The organism is Brevibacillus sp. 7WMA2, from assembly GCF_010748895.1.
GTDB lineage: Bacteria > Bacillota > Bacilli > Brevibacillales > Brevibacillaceae > Brevibacillus_B > Brevibacillus_B halotolerans.
In genome coordinates this window covers 53,992-79,375 of sequence record NZ_CP048799.1, presented here as the reverse complement: position 1 = coordinate 79,375, position 25,384 = coordinate 53,992, and the positions used below count along the sequence as shown (strand labels likewise).

Annotated in this window: 24 protein-coding genes and 1 other RNA gene; 8 read left to right on the top strand and 17 right to left on the bottom strand. The window is 40.7% G+C overall.

All coding sequences use genetic code 11. The features are described 5' to 3' along the window. Nucleotides 1-9: 9 nt before the first annotated feature. A complete protein-coding gene (locus GOP56_RS00420; protein ID WP_163244192.1) occupies nucleotides 10-2,205 on the bottom strand; it encodes a PAS domain S-box protein in 2,196 nt (731 codons plus the stop codon). Between the two features lie 216 nt (nucleotides 2,206-2,421). Here GOP56_RS00420 and asnB point away from each other — a divergent pair, with 216 nt between their 5' ends. Further along, nucleotides 2,422-4,266: an asparagine synthase (glutamine-hydrolyzing) gene (gene asnB, locus GOP56_RS00415; protein ID WP_163244191.1), complete on the top strand. Its 1,845-nt coding sequence runs from the start codon at nucleotides 2,422-2,424 to the stop codon at nucleotides 4,264-4,266. 119 nt (nucleotides 4,267-4,385) lie between these two features. Here the strand turns inward: asnB and rnpB are convergent. Then, nucleotides 4,386-4,775, bottom strand: an RNA gene (rnpB, locus tag GOP56_RS00410) — RNase P RNA component class B. A 128-nt stretch (nucleotides 4,776-4,903) separates the two neighbouring features. On the opposite strand from rnpB, the gene GOP56_RS00405 reads away from it, so the two are divergent. Together GOP56_RS00405 and GOP56_RS00400 are read left to right on the top strand one after the other, a co-directional pair. Next, nucleotides 4,904-5,530: a GNAT family N-acetyltransferase gene (locus tag GOP56_RS00405; protein WP_163244190.1), complete on the top strand. Its 627-nt coding sequence runs from the start codon at nucleotides 4,904-4,906 to the stop codon at nucleotides 5,528-5,530. Between the two features lie 138 nt (nucleotides 5,531-5,668). Then, on the top strand, nucleotides 5,669-6,199 hold the full coding sequence (locus tag GOP56_RS00400) for a gamma carbonic anhydrase (RefSeq protein ID WP_022584959.1): 531 nt from the start codon (nucleotides 5,669-5,671) through the stop codon (nucleotides 6,197-6,199). Between the two features lie 48 nt (nucleotides 6,200-6,247). Here GOP56_RS00400 and GOP56_RS00395 read toward each other — a convergent pair whose 3' ends face one another. After that, complete coding sequence (locus GOP56_RS00395) at nucleotides 6,248-7,402, bottom strand: S-layer homology domain-containing protein (protein ID WP_163244189.1); 1,155 nt, start codon at nucleotides 7,400-7,402, stop codon at nucleotides 6,248-6,250. A gap of 138 nt (nucleotides 7,403-7,540) precedes the next feature. Then, on the bottom strand, nucleotides 7,541-8,212 hold the full coding sequence (locus GOP56_RS00390) for a DUF1385 domain-containing protein (protein WP_003338115.1): 672 nt from the start codon (nucleotides 8,210-8,212) through the stop codon (nucleotides 7,541-7,543). Nucleotides 8,213-8,322: 110 nt separating this feature from the next. On the opposite strand from GOP56_RS00390, the gene yfkAB reads away from it, so the two are divergent. Then, nucleotides 8,323-9,438 (top strand): radical SAM/CxCxxxxC motif protein YfkAB, encoded by a 1,116-nt coding sequence (yfkAB, locus tag GOP56_RS00385; protein ID WP_003343789.1) that lies wholly within the window; start codon nucleotides 8,323-8,325, stop codon nucleotides 9,436-9,438. Nucleotides 9,439-9,537: 99 nt separating this feature from the next. On the opposite strand, the gene GOP56_RS00380 is transcribed toward yfkAB, so the two are convergent. The 4 genes from GOP56_RS00380 to GOP56_RS00365 form a co-directional block, all read right to left on the bottom strand. Beyond that, a complete protein-coding gene (locus GOP56_RS00380) occupies nucleotides 9,538-9,732 on the bottom strand; it encodes a hypothetical protein (RefSeq protein WP_003338117.1) in 195 nt (64 codons plus the stop codon). A gap of 114 nt (nucleotides 9,733-9,846) precedes the next feature. Next, complete coding sequence (locus GOP56_RS00375; RefSeq protein ID WP_163244188.1) at nucleotides 9,847-10,644, bottom strand: carbon-nitrogen family hydrolase; 798 nt, start codon at nucleotides 10,642-10,644, stop codon at nucleotides 9,847-9,849. A gap of 115 nt (nucleotides 10,645-10,759) precedes the next feature. Next, a complete protein-coding gene (locus GOP56_RS00370; protein WP_163244187.1) occupies nucleotides 10,760-11,035 on the bottom strand; it encodes a LysM peptidoglycan-binding domain-containing protein in 276 nt (91 codons plus the stop codon). Nucleotides 11,036-11,387: 352 nt separating this feature from the next. Further along, a complete protein-coding gene (locus GOP56_RS00365) occupies nucleotides 11,388-12,917 on the bottom strand; it encodes a fumarate hydratase (protein WP_163244186.1) in 1,530 nt (509 codons plus the stop codon). 208 nt (nucleotides 12,918-13,125) lie between these two features. Between GOP56_RS00365 and GOP56_RS00360 the strand changes: the two genes are divergently transcribed. Both GOP56_RS00360 and GOP56_RS00355 read left to right on the top strand, forming a co-directional pair. After that, complete coding sequence (locus GOP56_RS00360) at nucleotides 13,126-13,815, top strand: tetratricopeptide repeat protein (protein WP_163244185.1); 690 nt, start codon at nucleotides 13,126-13,128, stop codon at nucleotides 13,813-13,815. Between the two features lie 267 nt (nucleotides 13,816-14,082). Further along, nucleotides 14,083-15,096: an ETX/MTX2 family pore-forming toxin gene (locus tag GOP56_RS00355; protein WP_163244184.1), complete on the top strand. Its 1,014-nt coding sequence runs from the start codon at nucleotides 14,083-14,085 to the stop codon at nucleotides 15,094-15,096. 561 nt (nucleotides 15,097-15,657) lie between these two features. Here GOP56_RS00355 and GOP56_RS00350 read toward each other — a convergent pair. Together GOP56_RS00350 and GOP56_RS00345 are read right to left on the bottom strand one after the other, a co-directional pair. Beyond that, on the bottom strand, nucleotides 15,658-16,374 hold the full coding sequence (locus tag GOP56_RS00350; protein ID WP_163244183.1) for an MBL fold metallo-hydrolase: 717 nt from the start codon (nucleotides 16,372-16,374) through the stop codon (nucleotides 15,658-15,660). A 586-nt stretch (nucleotides 16,375-16,960) separates the two neighbouring features. Continuing rightward, nucleotides 16,961-17,305, bottom strand: coding sequence for a carboxymuconolactone decarboxylase family protein (locus tag GOP56_RS00345; RefSeq protein ID WP_003338127.1), 345 nt, complete (start codon nucleotides 17,303-17,305; stop codon nucleotides 16,961-16,963). Between the two features lie 129 nt (nucleotides 17,306-17,434). Here GOP56_RS00345 and uvsE point away from each other — a divergent pair, with 129 nt between their 5' ends. Both uvsE and hutH read left to right on the top strand, forming a co-directional pair. Further along, on the top strand, nucleotides 17,435-18,361 hold the full coding sequence (gene uvsE, locus GOP56_RS00340) for a UV DNA damage repair endonuclease UvsE (protein ID WP_163244182.1): 927 nt from the start codon (nucleotides 17,435-17,437) through the stop codon (nucleotides 18,359-18,361). 919 nt (nucleotides 18,362-19,280) lie between these two features. After that, nucleotides 19,281-20,786 (top strand): histidine ammonia-lyase, encoded by a 1,506-nt coding sequence (gene hutH, locus GOP56_RS00330; protein ID WP_163244181.1) that lies wholly within the window; start codon nucleotides 19,281-19,283, stop codon nucleotides 20,784-20,786. Nucleotides 20,787-20,869: 83 nt separating this feature from the next. Here the strand turns inward: hutH and GOP56_RS23245 are convergent, their stop codons facing one another. The 7 genes from GOP56_RS23245 to GOP56_RS00300 form a co-directional block, all read right to left on the bottom strand. After that, nucleotides 20,870-21,034: a hypothetical protein gene (locus tag GOP56_RS23245; RefSeq protein ID WP_174250644.1), complete on the bottom strand. Its 165-nt coding sequence runs from the start codon at nucleotides 21,032-21,034 to the stop codon at nucleotides 20,870-20,872. Between the two features lie 81 nt (nucleotides 21,035-21,115). Next, a complete protein-coding gene (locus tag GOP56_RS00325; RefSeq protein ID WP_101667827.1) occupies nucleotides 21,116-21,316 on the bottom strand; it encodes a hypothetical protein in 201 nt (66 codons plus the stop codon). Further along, nucleotides 21,294-22,511, bottom strand: coding sequence for a hypothetical protein (locus GOP56_RS00320; RefSeq protein WP_163244180.1), 1,218 nt, complete (start codon nucleotides 22,509-22,511; stop codon nucleotides 21,294-21,296). The genes GOP56_RS00325 and GOP56_RS00320 overlap by 23 nt, the downstream gene beginning before the upstream one ends. A 219-nt stretch (nucleotides 22,512-22,730) precedes the next feature. Further along, entirely contained in the window at nucleotides 22,731-23,252 is a 522-nt protein-coding gene (locus GOP56_RS00315) for an acyl-CoA thioesterase (RefSeq protein ID WP_003338135.1), read from the bottom strand. Between the two features lie 16 nt (nucleotides 23,253-23,268). Further along, complete coding sequence (locus GOP56_RS00310) at nucleotides 23,269-24,024, bottom strand: DUF3109 family protein (protein ID WP_003338136.1); 756 nt, start codon at nucleotides 24,022-24,024, stop codon at nucleotides 23,269-23,271. Beyond that, nucleotides 24,021-24,341, bottom strand: coding sequence for a hypothetical protein (locus GOP56_RS00305; protein ID WP_003343761.1), 321 nt, complete (start codon nucleotides 24,339-24,341; stop codon nucleotides 24,021-24,023). The genes GOP56_RS00310 and GOP56_RS00305 overlap by 4 nt, the downstream gene beginning before the upstream one ends. Before the next feature lie 109 nt (nucleotides 24,342-24,450). Then, entirely contained in the window at nucleotides 24,451-25,188 is a 738-nt protein-coding gene (locus GOP56_RS00300; RefSeq protein WP_163244179.1) for a class I SAM-dependent methyltransferase, read from the bottom strand. Nucleotides 25,189-25,384 lie beyond the last annotated feature (196 nt).

Sequence of the window (25,384 nt, the reverse complement as noted above, 5' to 3'; positions counted from 1 at the left end):
CATTATTTATTATTGTTTCAGACTTGAGAGAGGTACATTCACATGCACTGTTGTTCCTTGATTGATCACACTGTCAATGAGTATGGAGCCCTGATGATCCCTGATGATTTTTTTACTAACCATGAGGCCTAGCCCTGTTCCTTTATCCTTTGTAGTATAAAAAGGCTCACCAAGTTTACTAACACGATCTTCCGGTATGCCGCATCCTTCATCGCGAAAACATATATCCACCATCTGAGCATTCTGTTTTACCGTTATATAGATCATTCCACCATTCGGCATTGCTTCCATTGCATTTTTCATGATATTTATAAAGACTTGTTTAATCTGATTTTCCTCACAAGTGATCAATATTGGCTTCTCTTTACATTCAAGCTGAAAAATCACATTATGCATCAAAGCTTGGCTCTCTAATAGCGTCATTACATTACGAACGAGATCGACTACATTTTTTTGCTTTACATTCTGAACTTGCGGTTTCGCTAATACTAATAACTCGCTTACAATAAAATTGATTCGATCTAATTCAGATATCATGACTTCAAAATAAAAATCATGCTCACTGGTTTGATTTTGTAACAACTGAATAAAGCCTCGCAGTGCAGTTAGCGGATTGCGAATTTCATGAGCAACTCCTGCCGCCATCTCTCCAATAAGGGATAGCTTATCCGAGTTACGCAATAAGGCCTCTGCTTGTTTCCGATCGGTAATATTTCTGGCTACAAAAACAAAGTGCTCTAAATTTTTTTCCCCATTAAAGACTGGCGTACCATTAGCCTCCAAATACATCCAGTCGCCTGAAGCACACCGATAGCGAAGCTCTACTTGCATCACGCTACCTTCAGCGATTAATCGTTTACGTCCCTGTTTCAAAAACTCTCTGTCATCGGTATGTACCCATTTACGATAATCCATTCCCAATAAGCTTTCCGGTGTATATCCTAAAATGGTCTTAAACGAAGGAGACACATAAATATAGCGTCCACTCCGATCCAAAATAGCAATAAGATCCGTCATATTTTCGGAAATCAATCTATATTTTGCCTCACTGTCACCCAATGCCTGCGCAATCCTCCTCTGTTCCGTTACATCCCTCGTAATTAAAGCGACCGCCAAAATCTTTCCTTCCGTATTTCGAATCGGAATATAGGAGGATAGGGTGTGAACAAGATGTCCATTCCGATGAGTAAATGAATTCTCCTCATCCAAAACCATCTTTCCGTTCATAGCCTTTTGTGTGTTATCAATAATTCCTCGCAATATGACTGGCTTTAGCAGATTTTCTTGATGCATAAGCAATTCTTCATAACTGTATCCATACATTTTTTCACAAGCAGGATTCACCATTAAAATATTCCAATCTAAATCAATAAGCACGATACAATCAGAAGCGCTATTTACGAAAGATTCCAACAGTTCTTTCGCATCTCGTAATTCAGTCTCAACCTGAATACGCTCAGTAATATTGCGCATCACCGCTATTACACCTATAACGCCAGCATCTTTCTTGCAAATAGGTTTATAAGTCATACAAATCTCAAGAAGATGCCCCTTCTTATGACGTCGTCTCGTATGAAACAATACAGGTTTTCCTGTTTTTACAACGTAATCAAAATGCAGCTCCTGTTCTTGTAGCGCAACAGCATCAGGAAGTAAGATTCTAGGATTGTCATACAGCTCCTGTGGAGAATACCCGGTCATGATCTGAAATGAATTGCTCATACGTACTATTTGAAAATCGGGTGAAATGAGAAAAAGCGCATCCCGTGTGTACGTAATAAAGGTATCGAGGCTCTTCTCCATTTCCTCCAGCTTCCTCTGTCTTAGCTTTTGCTCTGTTACATCTCGTACAAGAGCTCCCACAGCCGCTTTTCCTTTATACCATTTCATCGGAAAAAGCGTAAATGAAACGTCCATCATTCCCCCTTCCTTATGAGGAATTTGAATGATGTAAGGATCATGATTGGTACACAATGGTTGTATGACACTTGGCTCTATACTCACTATCCCTTGTTTACATCGAAGTAGATATACATCAATGGCTACTTCGAATTCATCAGAAAAACAATTACCTGCCAATTGGTACCAGGACTGATTGGCATACAAAACAGTACCGTCTGAAGAAAAAATGAAGACTGCATCTGGACAATTTTGAACAAAAGATACAAATCCATCTGTTTCTGACCACGAGATGACCTCTCGCACAAACCGCACCTCCAAAATAAGGATAAAAATGTATGTATATTTCATATTCGCATCAAAGATCAGCCATTGTAAAGGAAAAAGAACTTTTTTATTGTTTGTTTTAAAAAAAGAGACAGGGTACCATGTTAGCCTGCTTTGCATACGATGAGCCTAGATGACCCGTTTTGCTTAGTAACGTTTACATGAAAAAGCATAGATGAGAAAGGGTGAGAAATCATGTGTGGAATTGCAGGCTGGGCTAGTTTTATGCGGAATGTAAAAGATGAACAAGAGACTATAGAAGCAATGACTAAGACACTTCAACACAGAGGTCCAGATAGTATGGGGTATTTTTTTCATGATCGGGTTGTATTTGGACATCGTCGTCTTATTGTTGTAGATCCTGAAGGCGGAACTCAGCCCATGACCAAAAGATATGGGGATATAAGCTACACACTTGTGTATAACGGCGAATTGTACAATACAGAAGATTTACGCAAGGAATTGCTAGACCGTGGTCACCGCTTCTCTTCCCACTCAGATACGGAGGTATTACTCACGGCTTATGTAGAATGGGGAGAAAAATGTCTGGAGCGACTGAACGGTATTTTTGCATTTGCTATCTGGAATGACAAAGAGCAGCTCTTATTTGTCGCACGTGATCGAATGGGTGTGAAGCCGTTCTTTTATCTAGAAAAAGATGGGCAGTTTCTATTTGGTTCAGAAATAAAAGCTATTCTTGCCCACCCCGAAGTTGAGCCTATTGTTGATCGGGAAGGCTTAGCCGAGGTACTGCTTATTTCACCCGCTCGCACGCCTGGACACGGTGTATTCAAAGGAATGCATGAGTTACGCCCTGGCTACTATGGGATATACTCTCAAAATGGCTTTACTACAGAATCGTACTGGAGCTTGAAAAGTCGTGAGCATCTCGACAATTTTGAGACAACCGTCGATACCATTCGTGATTTAGTCATAAATGCAATCGAACGTCAACTCGTTGCTGATGTTCCTGTCTCGATGCTGCTTTCAGGAGGCCTTGATTCCAGCGCCATCACCGCTATTGCGGCAAGATATTATCAACATCAAGGAAAAGGAACGATTCACACCTACTCCATTGATTATAAAGATAATGACCACTTTTTCACTGCCCATGCCTATCAACCTGATTCAGATTCTCAATGGATTAAACGAGTTAGCGATCATATAGGAACCCAGCACCATTATATTGAGTTTGATACCCCCGAGTTGGTGCAAGCCCTCCAAACCGCTGTTTATGCTCGCGACTTGCCTGGTATGGCAGATATTGACGCTTCGCTGTATCTTTTTTGCGCGGAAATGAAAAAGGAAACAACAGTCGTACTTTCAGGTGAATGCGCTGACGAAATATTTGGGGGCTATCCTTGGTTTCATCAAGAAGACGCTCTTTATGCAGAAACTTTTCCATGGGCGCGAAAAAGTGAGCAGCGATACAAATGGCTCTCGAATGAAATGAAGGCTTGGTTACAACCAGATTCGTATGTAAAAGGACGTTTTCGTGATACACTAGCAGAGGTTCCCCGCTTGGAGGGGGAGTTTCGTATAGATGAAAAACGGCGCGAGATGTTTTACTTAAATCATGTCTGGTTTATGAATACGTTACTGGATCGAAAGGATCGCATGAGTATGATGGCTAGCCTAGAAGCCCGTGTACCCTTTTGCGATCATCGACTTGTAGAATACATGTGGAATGTACCTTGGGAGATGAAAATGTACGATTCCAGGGAAAAAGGCATTTTGCGCAAAGCTTTGGAAGGAATCTTGCCCTCTGATGTGTTATATCGTAAAAAAAGTCCTTATCCCAAAACACATAATCCCGCATATGCCCTAGCAACAAGGCAGTGGCTTAACGATGTTTTAGATGATAACAGATCTCCCCTTCATACTCTATTAGATGTTCCTTACCTCCGTACTCTCCTACAAACAGATGCATCTGCGATTGAAATTCCTTTTTTTGGTCAATTAATGAGCACCCCTCAGATGTTTGCCTTTTTAGCACAAGTAGACTTCTGGATGAAAACATACAAAGTACGCATCATGTAAAGAAACAAAAAAACCGGCGCTTTGCTGCACCGGTTTTTCCTTTTTATACGATCATATTTGTTTGTTGCTTTATCATTTCATTTACATTTATACTTAAAAAATATTGAATAAGCAAGGAATGCTATAAGCCAGGTTCTGTATCTCTCGTGCTGCAAACGGACCTTCCCCTCGCACGAAGAGCTGTAGTCATCTATCTATGGCAAAATTTCTTTTGCCATCCGTCCTTTTCGTTCAATTCCGTCCAGACGGTTCCCCTACCTAATTTGGGTTTCTCGCTCGCAGGGTTTACCTCGTTCCATCTTCTCTGTCGCCAGAGAAGCTACGTTTCTGTGGCACTTTCAGCGTACTTGGGTCTCAGGGAGAACCCTTTCTGCGCCGTCAATGAGGCGAACCTCACTGCCCTAGTTTGCACTAGGTACGAACACTCCGGGCATCGCAGCCCGGGCGAGCCTGGACTTTCCTCTATCGTCTCCCAGACAAGCTGGTGACAACAGCGACTACCCACAATCCTTGCCTTACTAAGGATTAATCTATCATATATAGGGGTACAATTCAACCTTGACATTCTGGAAACGCTACTAAAAGATGTAAAATATCATGTTTATTCTTATTTACTTTATTTTTAGGAGGTTTGAAAATGAATGTATTTAACCTGCGAATAAAGGGTAGGCTTATTTTTTTACAATTACTAACCCCTGCACATGCAGAATTTTTTCTTACTTATTTACTTGCAAATCAACCATTTCATGCGCCGTATGTCCCTTTGCGTGACGAGAGTTATTTCACACTCGAAAATGCCATAATCCAAACAACTCAATGGACAGAGGTTGAACAGGATCAACGATATTCTTTTGGTATCTTTGAGCAAGCCAGTGAACTCCTTGTTGGAAAAATAACACTATCCCAAGTATTTCGCGGTCCTTTTCAAAATGCTTTTATCGGTTATGATCTAGACCATTCCTGTCAAAGCCAAGGCTATATGACTGAAGCTCTCCATCTCATCAAGTCGTTTTCCTTCAATAGACTTCTTTTGCATCGTTTGCAAGCCAATATCATGCCACATAATCGAGCGTCTCAACGGGTTTTGGAAAAAGCAGGATTCGTCAAAGAGGGGTTCGGTGCCAATTATCTTAAAATCAACGGTAAATGGGAAGATCATTTATTTTATGCTCTGACCAAAGAAAGGTTTGATGAACTTTATCAAAACGCTCCTTATCCTGTTATCTATGAAGAAAAAGCTGAGACGATTACTATAAAAGACTAAAGACAAAGCGATTACTCACAGAAATGCCTTAGCAAAGCTTGGTAGATCGTTGTGTGTTAGAATTATAAAAAGAGTATTGCAACTCTACATTTCACTCAGGAATGAAATATCCATCATCGAACAGGAGGCTTATTTTTCATGCTACTACTCCCTTTTGAAGGTAAAGAGCCACAGATTCATCCTAGCGTGTTTATCGCCAAAGGTGCTGTTGTCACGGGTGACGTTATTATCGGGGAAGAGACATCGATCTGGTACAATTCGGTCATACGAGGCGATGTCTCTCCTACTATTATTGGGAAACGAGTCAGTGTTCAAGATAATAGCACTCTCCACCAAAGTCCTCTTTGTCCACTCCTTATTGAGGATGATGTCACAATTGGCCATAACGCCGTGTTACATAGCTGCACCGTACGCCAAGGCGCTTTGATCGGTATGGGTTCTATTGTGCTAGATGGCGCCGAGATCGGAGAAGAGGCTATGGTTGCAGCGGGTGCTTTGGTTCCACCCGGCATGAAAGTCCCCCCTCGGACATTGGTCGTAGGCTCTCCCGCTAAGGTAAAGCGCGAATTAAACGAAGACGATTTTAAGGATTTACGCCGTGTTCGTCAGTCTTATGTGGATAAAGGAAAAATGTATCGAAAGCTGGAAGAAAATCCACTTACCAGGTAAAAACAAAAAACGATCGTACCCTCTTCTAACAAGGATACGATCGTTTCTTTATTTTTGGATATGAGTAATTTTCGTAATAATCCAGCCGTACGGATTGCTACTCTGGTCGCTTTTAACCATTTCATATTCCACTTCATAATTACCAGTCATTGTGGAAAAATAAGCGCCTTTAGCCTTCATGGTACTTTCATTACTATCCATCACCTGATAGCTACCCAAAACATCATGCAAAGGTAGCGGGCGTAGCTTCTCTATCGTCTGTAATGCCTCTTTCCCGAAGTAGGACGTCATCCCTTGCTCGTTCTGCCTTAGATAAGCATGGGTGGCCGCTGTTAGCATCAGATTGCTGATGCGTGTTTGCTGTTGCACTGAGCCGTTCCATTGTTTTTCTTTTTGCTGCTCATTGGCGATCACTAGCCGCTGTAAAATAACCGCGAATTGGGCCCGAGTCATAGTCTTGGTTGGCTGAAAAAAACCGGTGCTATCTTCCAATAGTTGATAGCCTTTAATTCCGGTAGCATACAACGATTTTGTATCCTGATACGCATTCGAAAGTGTCGCCTGATAATAGCCGTTTAAACCCTCCTGAATTTTAGCCGGCTCTATATGTAAATCATGTCGAATATTCGGCAGAATCGTATGAAACAACAGCATGCTAGCTTCTTCTCGATTTAATGGTGCTTGTAAATGCTCAGCGGATAACCACCAATCGCTTTCTAAGATAGCTCCCATTTTCATTGGTTTTTTACCTGCACTGAGGTGAAGCAAGTACAAGGCATTATCCCCTGGATTTAAACGTGTATATGCCTTCTGATCCGCATACAGCATAGCATTCATAGTACCTACAGCCTGCTTGACTTCTTGAACGAGCGGATATCGTTTATCTACTTTAGCTGCTTCAACAGGAGGAGCTACAACTCCGTAGGAATACTGCGTTACTCGATTCAACAAAGCAATTGCCTCTCCCCGAGAAATCGGAGCGTTCGGGCGAAACGGAATATATTTTCCTTTTACAATGCCACGCTCGGCAAGAAATTGAATGTAAGATTTCGCCCAATGCTCATCTATATCAGTGAAGGTACTCGCTTGTACAGTGCTAGGGGTATGTGGATTTTCCGCTTGTATCTCGGCCGGCATACAAAAAGCCGCAATGATTGCAAACATTGTTGTGATACCTGCTACGATTTCTTTTCTAACCTTCATGGATCTGTTCCCACTCTCTTTCTTTTATCTCAATCTTTCATATTTCTTTCACAAATAATGTGTCTGAAAGAAATATTATCAGACAGAAAAATGGGAATCTATCATACTTTATTCATAAGATAGATACCAACCAAAGTCCTATAATGAATCGTTTGCCTCTTCCATATTCCGAAAATAAATAAACAACGCATAAGACCGAATCGCTGTGTCCATATGTATGCGCTCCGGTTCCTTTGTTGTAAGATAATATTGCAAGAAGCCCGATACACGATACAATGGCTCAATTAGCCTTGGTGCATATTTGGATAATAGATTACATATTCCTATTCCAACAAGTCCAATCACAATAGCTATCCACAGTTGAAAAAAACAAATGGTTGGAAGAAAAAAAGCAAAGAAAAAAGTAACCATATTCGTAGAACAGCCTCGATTGATAATGGAAGCCTGCTGTATTGTTTCCCAATTCTCTGGTTTAACTTCCCCATAGTAGCTAAAAACCTTATGCTCAGCTCCATGAAACTGTTTTAATCGTTTTGGAAAAATAAAATGAAAGCCTGCTCCATAAACTACCAACCACAAAGGATCAAATTCTCCTAAAACCGGAAAAAAAACATACAAAAGCATCAACAAATGTAGGATATGATAGTACCAAGGCAATGAGCTGACAATCCGCCACCACATTTTACATAGCGTTCTCATCCCCATTTTCTCAGCCCATGTGTGGATGACACCGTTCTTTACCTCGGCACATGCAATGACATTTTTGTTGTGATAAAAGACTCCGTTGCCAAATGAAATGCCTGCAATCATGGTGTTGGTATTCTCACCCTCTCCATTTATGGTTATAATGGTGTTTGTTCATATAGCCTCATCTAAAGCTATTGAGGCCACGTTATGTTTCTACTAAGGAGGTTTCACCATTGAAACGCTTTGTTCCAACTACACCCATTACACCTCAAAAGGACCCATGGGAGCCTTTATATAATGCTACACCACCTTCCTACAAATTGACCAGTATCGAGTTTACTGTGACCAATCTATGCAATCTGCGCTGTGAACATTGCGCTGTTGGTGAAACATTACGGATAAAAGACGATCCACACTTGCCAATAGAACTTATCCTACAGCGTCTAGATGAAGCCAAGGATTTATTAACCCTTAGCATTACGGGTGGGGAACCGATGTACAGTATACGGACAGTAAATAATGTAATTGCACCAATTTTACAGTATGCGACAGATCGGGGCTTGCGCACACAGATTAACTCCAACTTATCTCTGCCATTTTCCCGTTACGAGGCTGTTTTGCCCTACATTGATGTCATGCATATGTCGTGGAACTATAGTAAGCCTGAGGATTTTCATGAAGTGGTATACGTAAATAGTCCGCAAAAGGTTTCGCTCACCCAAGCAGAGAAACTGTACCAATTGACAATGGACAATGCAAAAAAATTAGCACACGCAGGTGTAATCGTCTCTGCCGAAAGCATGCTGAATACTCGGACGTGGCAAAAGCTCCCGAAGATTCATCAACTAATTAAAGAAATGGGTTGTGTTCGCCACGAGGTGCACCCTATGTATCAAAGCGATTTCGCCAAAAATTTACCAGTGCTGAGCTTGCCTCAATTACGTGAATCTATTCACACCCTTTTAGATGTACGCGATGAAGAGATGTGGATGCTGTTCGGTACCCTGCCATTTTTCGCATGTAGCCAAGACCCTGATGATCAGGAGCTTATTCTGCGTCTGCGTCAATCCAAGAATGTTACTGTACGTAACGACCCTGATGGACGCTGTCGCTTAAATATCAACATATTTACCGGAGATGTAACCGTAACTGACTTTGGGGATGTAGGCATTCTAGGAAATATTCAAACAGATACCCTAGAGACTATGTTCGCTCGTTGGCAAAGTCACTCTCTCAATCAATCCATTAATTGTTTTTGCCCAAATGCGGAATGTGCAGGCCCAAATCTGCTCGTATATCATAGCTATTACCTGAATACTGATTTTAAAGAACGTAAGGCACTTATATAAAGATCATTCTCAATATGTACGGCGAAAATAAAAATGATCTTCCAACACGTTGAAAGGTTGCCCTTCTCAAGGCAACCTTTTCAGCGTGCATTTCCCATATTAATCCATATCGTGTGGAATGTTCTCTTTTGTTTTTTTAGCCTTAAAAGGGTTAACAGCTTTCCCTAATTCACCCATTCGATCGAATGAAGTAAATAAGGTGTCCACTGTCTCCACTAACTCTCGGATTTGAACAACTTTTGTACGAATCCCTAAAAAATGGTGCATCATCCCTTTGCTATTAAGTCCAGCCATTGTTCCCCACCTCCTAACATTCCTTACTATAGGCTATGTAAAAAAGGGGCAAACGCTGTAGGCAGAAGCATAGATACCGACCATTTTCTCCAGGCTACAATCAACCATGCCTTCTTAGTTGTAAATATCAGGACGGCGATCAGTAAATACCGGAATCTTAGAACGAACCTGATCGACAATATCCAAATCGATCTCAGCAGTTAGAATCATTTCTTCTTCACCAGCTTCAGCAATCACTTCTCCCCATGGATCAATCACCATAGAGTGACCGAAGAAGCTACTCGCAGAATCGCTTCCTACTCGATTGCAAGCAACGACATACATTTGATTTTCAATCGCTCGGGCAATCAATAGGGCGCGCCAATGAGCCAGTCTCGGGTTTGGCCACTGAGCACATACGAACAAGACCTTTGCTCCCTTAACTGCATGCAGACGAATCCATTCCGGGAAACGAATATCATAGCAAATAACCGCTCCCACCTTCTGATCGTCCATATGATACAAGCCCAGTTGATCACCTGATTGCAGGAACTGGTGTTCATTCATTAGCTTGAATAAATGGGCTTTTGAATAAGAGCCAACCAAATTTCCCTGCTTATCAAACACATAGGAGGTATTATAGACCCCATCTTCCTTATGTTCAGCAATAGAGCCACCATATACATAGCTATGTAGTGATCGAGCAAGTTCCTTTAAAAACATCTGGGCATTCTTCCCTTGCTCATCCGCAATCTCGTCCAGACGCTCCAAATCATAGGCAGTATCCCATAATTCGGGTAGCAATAATGCATCAATCCCTTTGCCTGATTCGCGTAAATTTTCGGTCATTTTCTTTACCTTTTCTCTGTTTGCCTCTGGATTTCCTAGCACGACATCCATTTGGATTAAAGCTATTCTCCACTTGTTACTCATTACGTATTCCTCCCATCCCCCGCATCTTATCACCATTATAGTAGTGGAATTTTGTCAAAAAAGAAAGAGGAGCGGATACAGCTCCTCCCCTCCATGCATAGCATACTAGTAGTTACTAAGTACGGCGATGTTGTTCTAAAGCTCTGACGCGACGATTTAAATCTCTATACCTTTCATTTAGTCTCCGTACCTCACGCTCTAAACGTTCGATTCTGCGTTCCTCATCCACATTAGGTAATGGAGGCCCTTGATTAGGAATGAAAAGAGTTTGACCGACGTACAGCTCATATGGTGGAAATAGACGATTCACACGAATAAGTACATCGATAGGCACTCCAAAGCGTTGAGCAATAGCATATAGTCTATCCCCGCGTTGAACAGTATAATTCATACGTACCAGCTCCCTAAAGAAAGTTATCTTCTATTAGTACCGTATGCCCGTTTTGGTTGAGAGGAGATAAACGAATACCCATTTTTTAAAAGGTAGGCATCAACCTATGACCTGACAAGAATGGAAGGTAAAAGCTCCTTTATTTCTTCATTGTATCGCAACCCTTACTCCTCTTTTGTACCTCTCTCGGAACGGGCATCCTCTCCTTTTCTTCTGATGCTGACCCTGTCCTTACTTGTCTTCTAAATCGATGCACAAAAAGACCTTGCGTTCGCTACTGTTAGCGTTGCAAGGTCTTTTCCGTTTCTATGCGCTCAAATACTACATGTTGATTTAGAATACTAATTTTTTCTTATTTAAAAACGGGATCTGCATACTTCGCGAGCTTCTCAGCAGAATCCTTATCTACATCAGCATGTAGGCTGTTGCCGTGTGAATCCATTGTGACTATAGCGGCAAAGCCTTTAACACGTAAATGCCACATTGCTTCTGGAATACCAAATTCCAAGTAGTCCACGCCTTCTACCTGCTCGATACAATCCGCGTAGTATTGCGCAGCTCCACCAATGGCATTTAAGTATACACCACCATGCTCTTGTAAGGCTTTCAATGTTTTAGGACCCATACCACCTTTTCCCATTACCGCTCGAATTCCGAATTTTTTCATGATGTCGCCTTGATATGGCTCCTCACGAATACTAGTGGTAGGCCCTGCTGCTTTGACATGATAGTTCCCTTCTTCATCTTTTAGCATAACTGGACCACAGTGATAGATAATGCCACCATTTAGGTCAATTGGACACTCATGATCGATTAAGTATTTATGCAAGGCATCGCGGCCGGTATGCATCATACCATTAATAGTGACCACATCACCCACTTTAAGACTGCGAATCTGTTCTTCTGTTATTGGTGCCTCCAATACAACCTCACGACGCTCTGTTTGTTCCTCGCTTGCGGAAGTCATGTCCATTTCCACATGATTTTCTTCTGTGTATAAATAACGGATGATTTCTCCAGTTTCTGGTTTAATATGCACCCCTTGGCGTCGGAATGCCCAGCAGTTATAAGCTACGGAGACGAAAAAGCTAGCTGGCAAGCGATTTTCTACACCAATTTTACAGCCAAGTAGGGTTGTATTTCCGCCGAAACCCATGGTTCCGATCCCCAGTTCATTTGCCGTTTGCATAATATAGTCTTCTAATTCAGCTAACGCAGGAATCGGATTGGAATCATCTGCGCTGCGGAACAATTGATGCTTGGCAAGTGAGTAGCCACTTGTACGGTCTCCGCCAATACCTACCCCGATAAAGCCAGCGCTACAGCCTTGACCTTGTGCCTGATAGACAGCATGCAGGATGCATTTGCGGATGCCATCCAGGTCACGACCAGCTTTTCCTAAGTGGGGAAGCTCACAGGGAAGAGAATATTGTATGTTTTTATTTTCACAGCCGCCACCTTTAAGAATTAACTTCACTTCGGCGTAATCCTCTTCCCATTGTTCAAAATGAACAACAGGTGTGCCAGGTCCAATATTATCTCCAGAGTTGGCACCTGTTAACGAGTCTACAGAGTTCGTACGTAATTTACCAGTACGTGTCGCTTCTGCAATCGCTTCCAGAATCGCTTTCTTCATCGCGATCTGATTAACTCCTACCGGTGTCTTAATTTCAAATGTAGGCATTCCTGTATCCTGACAAATTGGGGAAACATTTTCTTCAGCCATCTTAATGTTTTGCGCAATGGTAGTGAGCGATAAAGCAGCACGCGTGCCAGCATCCTCTCTTTTTTTCGCAGCGTTAATGGCATGACGAACATCTGGCGGCAAGTTAGTGGAGGTCTCCACAATCAACTGCAACATGCTATCTTTGAACTTATCCATGATGGAAGTCGCCTCTCTTTTCAAAAAAGAATAAATACTCTACACAACGATCATAATTATAGCATAGCAAAAAAATAGGTGCGACACTTCCAATTGTGCGTTTTTTCTCAGCCGACTCAGATACAACCCTCCCTATACCTGTCATCTTAGCTGTGATATCATGAAGATACTTTTTTGACGGAAAAAACGGAAGAGGAGTAGGGTTCATATGCATTATTTTCAGATGACGTTGCCTGCTACACTGACCGGATTGGCAGTAGTTTTATTCGTTGGCTTACTCCGTTTGCAGTGGCCTTTTCGCTACTATTACAGAACGTTGTTATGCAAGCGAAACCCCGAGCGTATGCAAACGATCCTGGAGGCTTCTTATCTAAGAAACAAAAAGCGCTCAGTAGCGCTACTCGACAAATCAAGTCAACAGCTACTACAAGGGAAGTACGATGCAGCTGAATCATATATTACTCAGGCTATTATCTTGTGTAAAGAATCACCCACATTATTTCATCGTGGCCTCTTACAGCATCTTTTTTACAATTTGGCTGTTGCCTGCTATTATCGGGGACGATATCGGGATGCTCTGCAAATTGGCATACATCTATATAAGAGAGATCCGCGTATGCACAGTGCTCTGGGCGTCATTATTTGCTGTCAAGCTCGAATGGGGGACCTTCCAGCTGCTAAGCACGCCTTATCATTATTACAGCGAAGACGAATCCGCCCTGCTTTGCAGTATTTTTGTTTAGCTGAAATAGAAGCCGCAGCAGGACGTTATACGCTCGCAGTCGAGCATATTGAAAAAATCAGGAACTACGCATATTCTCAAACACTGTTTCTCCGTAAAGAAGAACTTGACTTGCGTCTACAAGAATGGACAAAAGCGGCTTCTCATGCAGGATGATCCGGTGAGGTTTTTACTTGTGGGCTAGGAGCCATTACCCTTCAGCTCACAAGTTTTTTTATATTTTTTTGCTAAGGAAAAAATTGGCCACTGCCCCTTCTCCGATAGGATTTTTAAAGATATTTATTAAAAAAACGTGGTATTAAATGTGAATAATTTCACAACATAATCTTCTATTTTTTGTATAATGAATTTGCAAGTGAAAAGAAGAAAGAATCGGGTACATTCCGATTGTCTCTTCGAAAACAATTAAGAGGAGTGAATTGTATGAAACTAAAAAGAATATGCAAATGTCTTACAATTTCAGCCGTCTTATCCCAGCTCGCGGTCTATCCAGTAACATCTTATGCAGTCAGCAACACAGAACAAAAGACTGACAATAAGAAAATAGCGGAAGAAAAAAGCAATATGATAAGAAATGATTTACTAGGAAATGCTCATAAATCCTCTGTCAAATCTGCCTACTCTTCCAATGTTACTAACGTTGACGAACAGATGAACAAAATTTCTGATTTTTATTATCAAAATAACCTTCGAGGGAAAGAAATCTCGACTTACTATTATGTAAACCAATTAAAAGAAAAAAAGACTACCATGTCCTTAGATCTGAACGCCTCTGATATAAATAACGTAACATATAATGACTTACAACCAGAATATATAGGTGAAAACGAATTTAAAAATACAACCGATCAGGATCAAACATTTACGACAGCATCCTATTCTCATTCAGTTACAAACACTGTAAGTTCTACTGTTACAAATGGATTTAAAATCGGAGGTAGTGGAGATACTATTTTCAAAATTCCTATTTTATTAAAAGATGGAATAAAACTGAGTGCAGAATTCAATTCCGCTACGAGTACAACGAACACAACTACAGATACGAAGACGCTTACAGCATCTCCTCAAAACATCAAGGTACCAGCAGGTAAAACCTATAAGGTGGTAGTAAATCTATACAAGAAAAGCTTCACTGGAGATATAGACTTCACTGGTAAAGCAACTAATGTAAATTCAAAATTAAGAGTAAATGCATCATATGTTGGCCCTGGATTCCCTCGACTGGATAAAGAGTACTCTTTCACCTATGCGACAGCAGACATGTTAAAAGATTTAACGAATGATCAACGAAATCAAATTACTGGAATCTCCTTTGATAATAAGAAGAATTTAACACTTAATGGTAAAGCAAAAATAGAGGGTATTTTTGGAAGTAAATTACAAGTGAGTGTATATGATGTTACAAATAATGCTTATAGATTAGTGCAAGTATTCTAGTAAAACCCGCCTCTTCATTTAGTATAAATGTACATTTATCTTTAGATATAAAGTAAGAAAATGTTAATCATATAAAAAACCAGTTGTATCATGAGCCTTTCTTGATATAATTGGTTTTTATTTTGTTAACAGTCTATTTTATGAATGGGGGTCTGCCAGCATTTTAACGAAAATATACGCTAAGCCCTAATCATGACCTGCTAAGCGCGTTTTATCATACGCTAAGCATGGTTCGGGGCAGTTCATCCGGATCCTGGCTGGTCATTCAATCTTCAGCTCTTTAAATGGCCAGTAGCCTCGCTTTCAGCCCCTCCTAATTCGCGTATTAGTCTTTCTCTCTTTCCTCGTCAAAATAAGAGTACTTGGCAACGACTGAAACTTCAAAACATGAAAAAATGCCCGTTCGGTCATTTTCTCAGCCTATAAAACCCGATTCACTTGAAGAATCGGGTCAGACTGTGGACAAGGGTTTTTGTTTTCCTACTATGCATTCGTCATCTATTATTTTTACAGCCCTATAGCTAAGAGCTTTCTTTGTTACTAGGTCATCTCTTCATGAATTCAAGCCAAGCGCTGCTCCGTGTATTGAGACAATATCTCCACGATTTCCTGGAGGAATTGCGGAATATTACCTTGTAGAATTGGACCATGCCCTGTCGCCAATATTTCAATGGGCCACTGTAGTAATGATTTGGTTGCTTCTAGAAATCCCATAACCTGATCGATATCAGGACAACGTTGTAACCAGGCCACGAAATAAAAAATAAGCTCTTTTCGACATTTCTCCTGATAACCGATCACCTGCTCAATGTCCATACCAAAAAAATGAAGGTGATCGCCAATAAAACAAATATTTGTTTCGGAATCAAAAAAAGCTACTGAGCCCTCTGTATAAGTTGGTAAGTTCACAAATGAAAACAGCCCAATCTGCCCTTTTTCTCCCGTAAAGGAATGACCGAATAACGTTTGCGAAAAATCATCTAGTTCAAAAAAATCATGCAGGTGAATCCAATTTTGGCTGGTGGCAAACAACTCCACATTTCCAATATGATCAGGCAAACGATGGGTACATAGCACATCTTCCACTTTATCTGAAGTGGCACCAATATCCTCAAGTGCTTGCTGAAAATACGAACGTTGCTTTTTAAGATTTGTATCAATTAAATAAAACCGTCCATTTCGTTCCACTACATAATTATTGATGTAACTTTTCCATGAGTCTTCATAAGTGATGATCGTCCAAACACCGGGAGCAATTTGGCAGGTGACATTGGTCAAATTCCCATCTCTCCTCTCCGTGAACCGTTATGTAACATCTATCGTAAATACGATATCCTCCGTTATTTCCTTCTTATATTCCTATTATACAACATTTTTCACGAAAAGATTGCGAAAAAGCATGATTACAATCGTTTTTCTTCCAAATTCCGGACATCTGTAAAAATGTTGTCAGAAATCAATAAGGGTTATTTCAATATTTATAAAAATAGTTTATCAAAAAAATATTGTAAATATTCAGAATATATTTTATACTGAGCATGTCTTACAAAAACAAAACATAAAGGAGGTCCTACTTATGAAAATTCAGGCTAAAAAAATGGAGAAAGTCGCTCCTACCCTTGCTAACACTTGCGTTTAATGTAAGACTAGTTCATTTTCATAAACTGCCTTATTAATCGAATTGACAACAGAAAGGAGGTACTTCCTTATGAAAATCCAAGCTAAAAAAATGGAGAAAGTTGCTCCTACTCTTGCTAACACTTGCGTTTAATGTAGTCAAAAATGCATTACATATTGCCCCGAGCTAACTGTAAAAAAGATGGTTGAGCCATTCTCTGGCTACCATCTTTTTTATCATATTCTTTTATTGAATTTGATTTTTTGCTTTCATAACCTCGGTAACTAAAATAACACCATGCGAAAAAGTTGTTCCGCCTCCATACGCTCCAGAGACGCCTACTGTTTCTGCAATCTCCTGCTGGCTAGCACCCTCAGCTAAGGCAGCCTCCATATGATAGACAATACAGTGCTCATTACCTGCATATAAAGAAATTCCAAGGGCCATTAAGTGCTTCTGTTTGCTATCCATCGCACCGGAAGCAAAACAAGCGCTCGTAAATTGATTGTAGGCTTGCAATACATTTGGCATCATTTGTCCAAATGTCTGTAGGCCATCCCGATATTGTTCTGCTAATAAATGTTCTGCCATGTTAACGCCTCCTCTATCATCCAGATCATGCTTATGTTTCCACCTTCTTCTTACATTCATGTATTCTTTTTTTCATGAATCGGGTAATACTACTCCTAACCAACCATTAGGAGAAAGGAATGAGCATGATTGATCCGTCTGGGCTATGCCTGCATCAGTATGGCAACCAAGAACAATCCAAATAAAAAAACTACATTGGGACAACTAGCTAAGCTTTCTCCTCCTGACCAGTTAAAAAAACTACGAAAAATCATGCAAACTAATTTTTTTAATCTCTTAGATCTGTTGAAATACAACGTGGAGCATGGCATATTTCTATACCGATTACCTTCTGAATTTGTGCCTTTTGCTACACATTCTGTTGCAGAGCAATGGGATTGGGCAAAGGAATTTACTTGGGATTTTAATAAGGTAGGAGAATATATTCGTGCGCATGGCATACGAATGACCACCCATCCAGGTCATTACAGCATTTTAAATACACCGTCTAAAAAAGTTCTGGAGAGCACCACTAAGGATTTTTATTATCACGCCTCTGTCTTTGATTTAATGGGCCTCGATGAAAACTCCGTGTTAGTCACGCATGTAGGGGGCGTTTATGATGATAAAGAAAGCTCACTTAATCGGTTTGAGGAGAATTTTTTACAGCTACCGGAGAAAATAAAAAAGCGCCTCGTCGTAGAAAATGACGATACCTCTTTTACTATGCGCGAAGTCTTACATTTATGTGAGCGTATTAAGATACCTATGGTACTCGATATCCATCATCATCGCTGTCTTCATAATGGGGAGGATTTAGCTGAATACTTACCGCGTATCATCAAAACTTGGGGAACTCGGACTGTTAAAATGCACTTTTCTACACCTAAATCTGATAAAGAGTATCGCAGTCACGCAGATGATATTTTGTATGAGGACTTTATGTCATATCTCCCTCTATTAGAGAACTATAATGTGGATATTATGCTTGAATGTAAAAATAAGGATGAAGCTCTTTTGAAACTGCGTAATGAAATGCTAGCCAATAATCAGACTCAAGAATCCATTTATCTATAAACCTATGTACAAAAATAAGCCCACAATCACAGGGATAGTGGGACCTAACTAGTATGAAACGTTTATGCTTGTTAGCGACTATTTTTGCCACCGACCACACTTACCGCTGCATGCGCCGCCACATTTACCTCCGCACTTACATCCGTCATCTTTGTAAGGCTCTACATAATGGGAAGGACTAGAAGCTGAACAACTGGATTCGGAGAAAGAATGAGAGGCAGAATGCGAGCTACATGAATCACTTGGGTGATAGTTGCAGGCATAACATTTTTGGTAGTAATAATTCATTTTTTTCTTGTGATGCTTATACATTTGATAATATTTGTGGTAGTGCCTAGGAGATCTTCTATGTCGCATGCACTTATCCTCATAGCCCATCATTTTTTCATAATGGAAATGATACTTAAAGATATAGATCTCTATTTTGGGCTGTACCATGGGGGCAGTAGGTCTTTGTCTAGGCGGCCTGGGCATTGGTCGCATTGGTTTCATAGGCCTTGTAGGCCTTCTGGGATACTCCTTTTTTGGTGCTGGCCTTACTGGCATCATTTCCTTAGGCGGATATTTTTCCCTGGCAGGCATATATATGCTACTACTTTCCATTCGATTAACCCCATCCTTTCATTATTACATGACATATAGCATGGTATGATAAATAACCAGTATATGCACCCCTGACCAATGCCCAATTTGGGTGAAGACCCGCGCCCAAACCTATTTATACAAACACTCTTATTGACACTCAGGCTATCCGTTTGACATAATAACAATATTACGAAAAGCGAGGAATAGCGAATGAGGGTAACATGCCAATATAAATGTGACATGTCAACTATATATCAGGGTAACAAGGGGTTAGGAATTCGTTCCTAGCCCCTTTTATTTTCGCTCTCTGCTCTGCTAAAGGAGGAAATTTATCATGTCCATTCAACACGCACTAGCATTAGACGGTACTTCTCTTTCAATTGAACAGGTTGTTATGGTAGCTCGTAAGCATCATCCTATTTCTCTTTCTTCTAATGCTGTTGCCAAAGTACTCCACTCTCGTGAAATGGTAGAAGAAATAATCCATGAAGAAAAAGTCGTATATGGAATCACTACAGGGTTTGGTAAATTTTCAGACGTCATGATCTCTCAGGAAGATGTTAGCCATTTACAGGAAAATTTAATTATGAGCCATGCTTGCGGAATGGGAGAGCCTTATCCTACCGAGGTGGTTCGTGCCATGATGATCCTTAGAATCAATGCTTTATCCCAAGGTTTTTCAGGCATTCATTTAAAGACCCTTCAATTGTTAGTAGAGATGTGCAATCGCGGTGTTCATCCCATTATTCCTCAGCAGGGCTCTTTAGGGGCTAGTGGTGATTTGGCTCCCTTAGCACACATGGTATTGGTGATGCTGGGTAAGGGAGAAGCCGAATATCAAGGAAAACGGATGTCAGGAAAGGATGCTTTGCAAAAAGCTAATCTGACTCCCGTTCGTCTAGGAGCCAAAGAGGGATTAGCATTAATAAATGGGACACAGGCAATGACCGCTCTCTTATGTCTTGCTCTTTATGATGCGCGTTCTCTTATGGAAAATGCTGAAGTTATTGCTTCGTTAACAGTGGAAGCACTTCACGGAATTCCCAAAGCATACGATGCTCAATTGCATGCTGTACGGCCTCATCCAGGTCAGCAAGAGTCTGCGCGACGGATGTTACAACATCTAGCAAATAGTGAACGCACAACCGAACAAGGAGAAATTCGGGTACAGGATGCCTACAGTCTGCGTTGTATCCCGCAAGTACATGGGGCTACTCGTGATACACTGGAGTATGTTTGGCAAACAGTAACACGTGAATGCAACAGTGTCACAGATAATCCAATCTTATTTTCTGAAACGGGAGATGTCATTTCAGGCGGTAATTTCCATGGTCAACCGATGGCGTTGGTAGCCGATTTTTTAGCAATTGCTATGTCTGAGTTAGCCAATATTTCGGAGCGCCGGACAGAGCGTCTCGTTAACCCTCAGCTCAGTAACCTACCAGCATTTCTAACACCTAATGGCGGCTTACATTCTGGATTTATGATCGCCCAATATGTAGCTGCTTCGATCGTTTCTGAGAACAAGGTACTATGTCACCCTGCTTCTGTTGATTCTATCCCGTCCTCTGCCAATCAGGAGGATCATGTCAGTATGGGAACGACCGCAGCGCGTAAGCTTCGTACTGTTTTAGCCAATGTACGTAAAGTTTTAGCTATTGAATATATTTGTGCTGGCCAAGCAATTGAATTCTCAACTGGAAAACTGGGAGAAGGAACATCAAGAGCCTATCAACGTCTGCGTCGTGTAATACCAAAGCTTGAGGTGGATCGAGAACTGCATGTAGATTTAGCTTTAGCAGAACAAATCCTCCAAGAAGATATCCTATCTACCAACTAAATTGTAAAATAACGCACTCAAAAAAGGCACAGATGTCAAAAACATCCTCTGTGCCTTCCTGCATTTATCGTTATAGCTGTATCTTATTTCATAAGAAAACGAATTCGCTCTGTATATTGATTCCAATGAGCAAGGATTCGATTTGCATTTTCTGTGCGATTTTTAATGATTTGTTTCATGGATTCATTCGGAATTCTTTGGGGGTAGCATTTTAGAACAAAAACATTTTGCTTAAGACCAGCCTTCATCCCTTCTCCTCCTTTTTATCAGTATATGGAGAACCAACAAAATGTAAACGTTACAAGACCAAAATAAAAAAGCCCTATCGCTTAGGACTTTCTATCTGTATGCTTTGATCCACTAAGTGTCGCGGCAATTTGTATATTATTTTCTTCTACAACACGGGATGCCATAAGATTAAAGCCCTGAATGATATCTTTAGCAGTCTTTTGTCGTTTTTGACTGATTTCATTTTGGGTTAAGGATACGATTCTTCGTAGGTCTGTGTCATCTTGATAAGAGGTGGTCATCTGAGCTCTCCTCCTTCTTAGGAAATCCAGTGCTTTGCAGTAAAAGACATAGAACATGTATCAATCTGAACAGTAATTTATTATCAATTATATCATGAATTGTCAAGTCTACCGCTTTTTTGTTCCGGTCTCGATGAAAATGAAGATTATACACCCACAGCTCATTATTCCCCATTCTCATCAGATAAGAAGCAATATAATAGTTTTTCCGAGGTTCATTGAAAAGAGGGTCAGTAGATTTCGTTTTAACAACCTGCACAGCCGCCCACGTAGCATGTTCCTTGGAGTCCATACTGATCACCCCTAGGCTATGACCACTTGTGCCCTCATCAGCAATTTTTATTAGGTGTCCTCCTTCTACCTTATAAATCGTAAAGTCTGCAATTAATTTCAAGTCAGAAACGGAAAACCGGCCATTTCGATATCGGTATAAAATAGTGATTAGCCGGTCAAGTAAATCCGCCATGTATTCAGAGGATAAGTTTGCCTCGCTTAGTTCATCATATAGCTGATGAAGAGATTGATCTGCTTTGGTAATAATCGAGTTTATAACCTCTTTTTGCCGTAATAATTCTTCCTCTAGCTCATTGTTTTGTTTTAAAAGATGGGATTCTTTTTCCTCATACCTTGCTTGATGAGCAAATGTAAAGCTATCAAATTCGTTTTTTAGTCTTTCAAACGTTTTGTTTAATTCTTCTTCTCCATTTAAAGAATGATTGACAACATATAACAAGCCTTTAAAGGAGAAATCCGAAAACAAAAAGCTCCCTGTAAAAAGATCATACTCTCTTCTTTTTAAAAACCGATACGCTCCTATATGAAAATGAGTACTATCTAGCTGCGTCATTAACCAAAGGTATCTACTTAATGAAACAAATAAAATTAGCCCTGATATTCCAAAACCTACTACAGATGACACTCCTAAATAGGGAACTGCAAAAGGAATTCCAATAATACCAACACTCGGTATTACTGAGCTTAGCGATTTAACAATTCCTTCCGAGTCCAAATTCTTCACGGCTTCCATCATTCTTCTAACATCTGGGACAAGCTTTAATACCAGTGGTATCATCCAGCCTTGGTTCTGAGTATCCTCATAGCTTTTACGGAACCTATGCATAACGGGATCGAAATTTTCAGATAGTCTGATGAGTGAATTATGATAATTGGTACCTATTGTTTGTTTGATACCCATTTTTCTCAGCCTGCAATGGCTGACTCACCTCCTATGGGTGGAATATTTGTTGCGTACTATCCCATAGGTGCTATTTCTTCACGTTAGCTATTTTACTTATTCTGCTTCTTTTCCCTTTTCCCTAGTATTTTTTGGTATTTATTTTATTTTTTAAGTCTCATACAAAAAAAGCCCAATCCCTAGCAGTGTTCGCTTCAGGGATTAGGCTTCTCTTTGTTGCTAGATATCCTTCGTAATATCTAATGAATCGTAAAACTGTTGAGTTGCATTCCGACGTTCCCTACGCATTTTTATTCGCTGTGGTGCCGTCTGGTAGAGATAAATTTCTTCTTCCGTCTCTGGAATGATTGGTGGTACAGGAGTCGGTTTTCCATCTTCATCTAAAGCGACAAAAGTGACAAACGAAGTAGCGGTTAATTGACGTTCCCCAGTTTGCAAATTCTCGCTGATGATTTTAACAAAGACCTCAATGGACGTACGCCCCGTCGAAGTAACGAACGCGTCCACACATACTGAGAAGCCCAGCTTTGCGGGTACGATAAAGTCAACCGAATCAATCGAAGCTGTTACAACTGGCTTGCGAGAATGGCGCATCGCCGCAATCGCGCTCACTTCATCAACATAAGACATAATTGTCCCGCCAAAAATGGTACCATGATGATTGGTATCTGAAGGTAAGATAAGCGATGCTTTCACCGTACGTGATTCTTTGACCGTCTTTCCTTTTAACTCCATGTCCATAGCAGTTTCTCCCTCTCTAGCTGTACTGATATATGGCTTCGATAACCGCCTGATAAGCTTCCTCACCAAAAGAGCGTTCGATAAGCTCTCGGCCCCAGATATAAGCAGGCTGATATCCGTCTAATGAAAAAAGGTGTTCTTCAATGTGCGTTGCTTGTTTACGTTTTTCCTTGTTAGCACAGTAGAATATGTCCAAATATTCATGTCCCCAGCGTGAAAAGGCTGCTGTCTCTTCCGTTAAAGCAGTTATTAGGATGTGTTCATTGTCCATCATCACTAAATCAATCGGGTATAGCTGACAGCTAAACGGTTTGATGGAATGCACATCCTTTTGCTCGCGCAGCCCATGAGCATGCAGCAAACAGCAGCGCTGTCCATCTACCTGTCCGTAGAATAGACAGGAGCCTTTTTCCATACGTACAACTCCTGGTTCAGCCGATTCAAAGCAACCATGCTCCATAACCCTTTGTTGTGATCGACCGTTCAGATAGGCGACAGCAACAGAGCGACTTTCTGCTTCAATAATGGAAAGCTGCCAGTCCTGTACAGCATACGGTTGTCCATTCTCACAACACGTTTCGCGATGAACAATATGACAATTGAAGCAATCTAGGTGACACGGCCTTTGCAGGGCATCTACATCAATGTAGAAATGCCCTTTTTGCACAAGGCGGTTTTTCTTCCTCTTTACATATTTATGCAAATGGTACGATTCTTTCTGAGACATCCGCTCAGTCGTACCGTAATATCCGTAGGTTTCAACATTTCTCATTTTGCTAGAACAAGCTCCGCCTCTGTACCGAAAATACGTACTAGTTGTTCTTCACTCACACCAAGATCTTGTTCGTCCGCTGGGATTTCCATTAAAAGCTCTACCTCATCGTCATCTTCTAAGAAGCGAAGGGCCAAATCTTTTTCCTCGAACTCATTATCGACTAGACTCACCCCTAGCAAAGTCCCACGAAAGGTAGTTACTACCTCGTCTTCTTGCTCGTCGCCTTCCCAGTCTGTATATGTTATCTGCACTTGTTGATTTACATATGCTTTTTCTAGTATTTCCATTAGAGCAGCATGGTTATGAATATCCATAGTTACCTCCTTATTAATCTGAGAGAGTAGCACTTTATCTGTTAGCTTACCCGCTATAGCACTCTTTTGAAAAGCCTTTTTTATTTGTAAACGTTTCCTTTTTTCGACTTTACTTTTTTACCGCATGAAAAATCATACGCGGAGAGCTTCCCTTGTCGTAAGGTTTAAAGGCATAGTCACCAAAGACCTGAATCTGGATAAATCCAGCGTCCTCTAGCATTCCCATCATCTGTTCTAATTCAAATAATCTTACCTGTTCCTGATAGATACGCGGCTCTCTCGCTTCAACGTCTTGGATTGTAATCTCTTTTTTTACAAAACCATCTTCAAGAAGACGACGTTCTGTAATCAATAAGCCATTTGCTTCTCGTTCAGATTCTGGAACCAGATGAGCTTTTACATAGCTTGGGTTAAGGTAATCAATCACAACTTCTCCACCCGAGCGTAAAGCTTTCGCCATATTTTTAATAACCTTAGCACTCTCTTGATCATCAGAGAAATATCCAAAGCTTGTAAACAAGTTAACAACAATATCAAATTCCGACTCAAACGGAATATCTCTCATATCATATTGATAATACGTAACCTGCTTTTGGTCATTAAGTAGCTCTGCCTGCTCTAACAGCACAGAAGATAAATCAACTCCCACTACCTCATAACCACGTTTGGCAATAGCTCGCGAGTGTCGACCGCTTCCACAGCACAAGTCTAGAACTCTTCCCTTACTCTTAATAGGTAAACGTTCCAATAGATTATGTATTTCTTGATCCGCAGAAGCCTCGTCTCGATGCTGATATACCAGCAGATAGTCTTCTCGGAAGCTTTTTTCAAACCAAGCGTCTCCCATGCTCTCTACCCCTTTGATTCTCATTTCGTCTGTTACATTTGTAACTACTTCGGTTATTATATCATACCCCGGTTCGTAGGTTTTACATTTACCGGTTTGCAGAAAACTTTAGGTTTACGTTCTTCCATTGCAAGTAACCCCTTACTCCTAGATGATCGAAGCCTAAAGCAGGATCAATCTAAATCAATATAGCAAA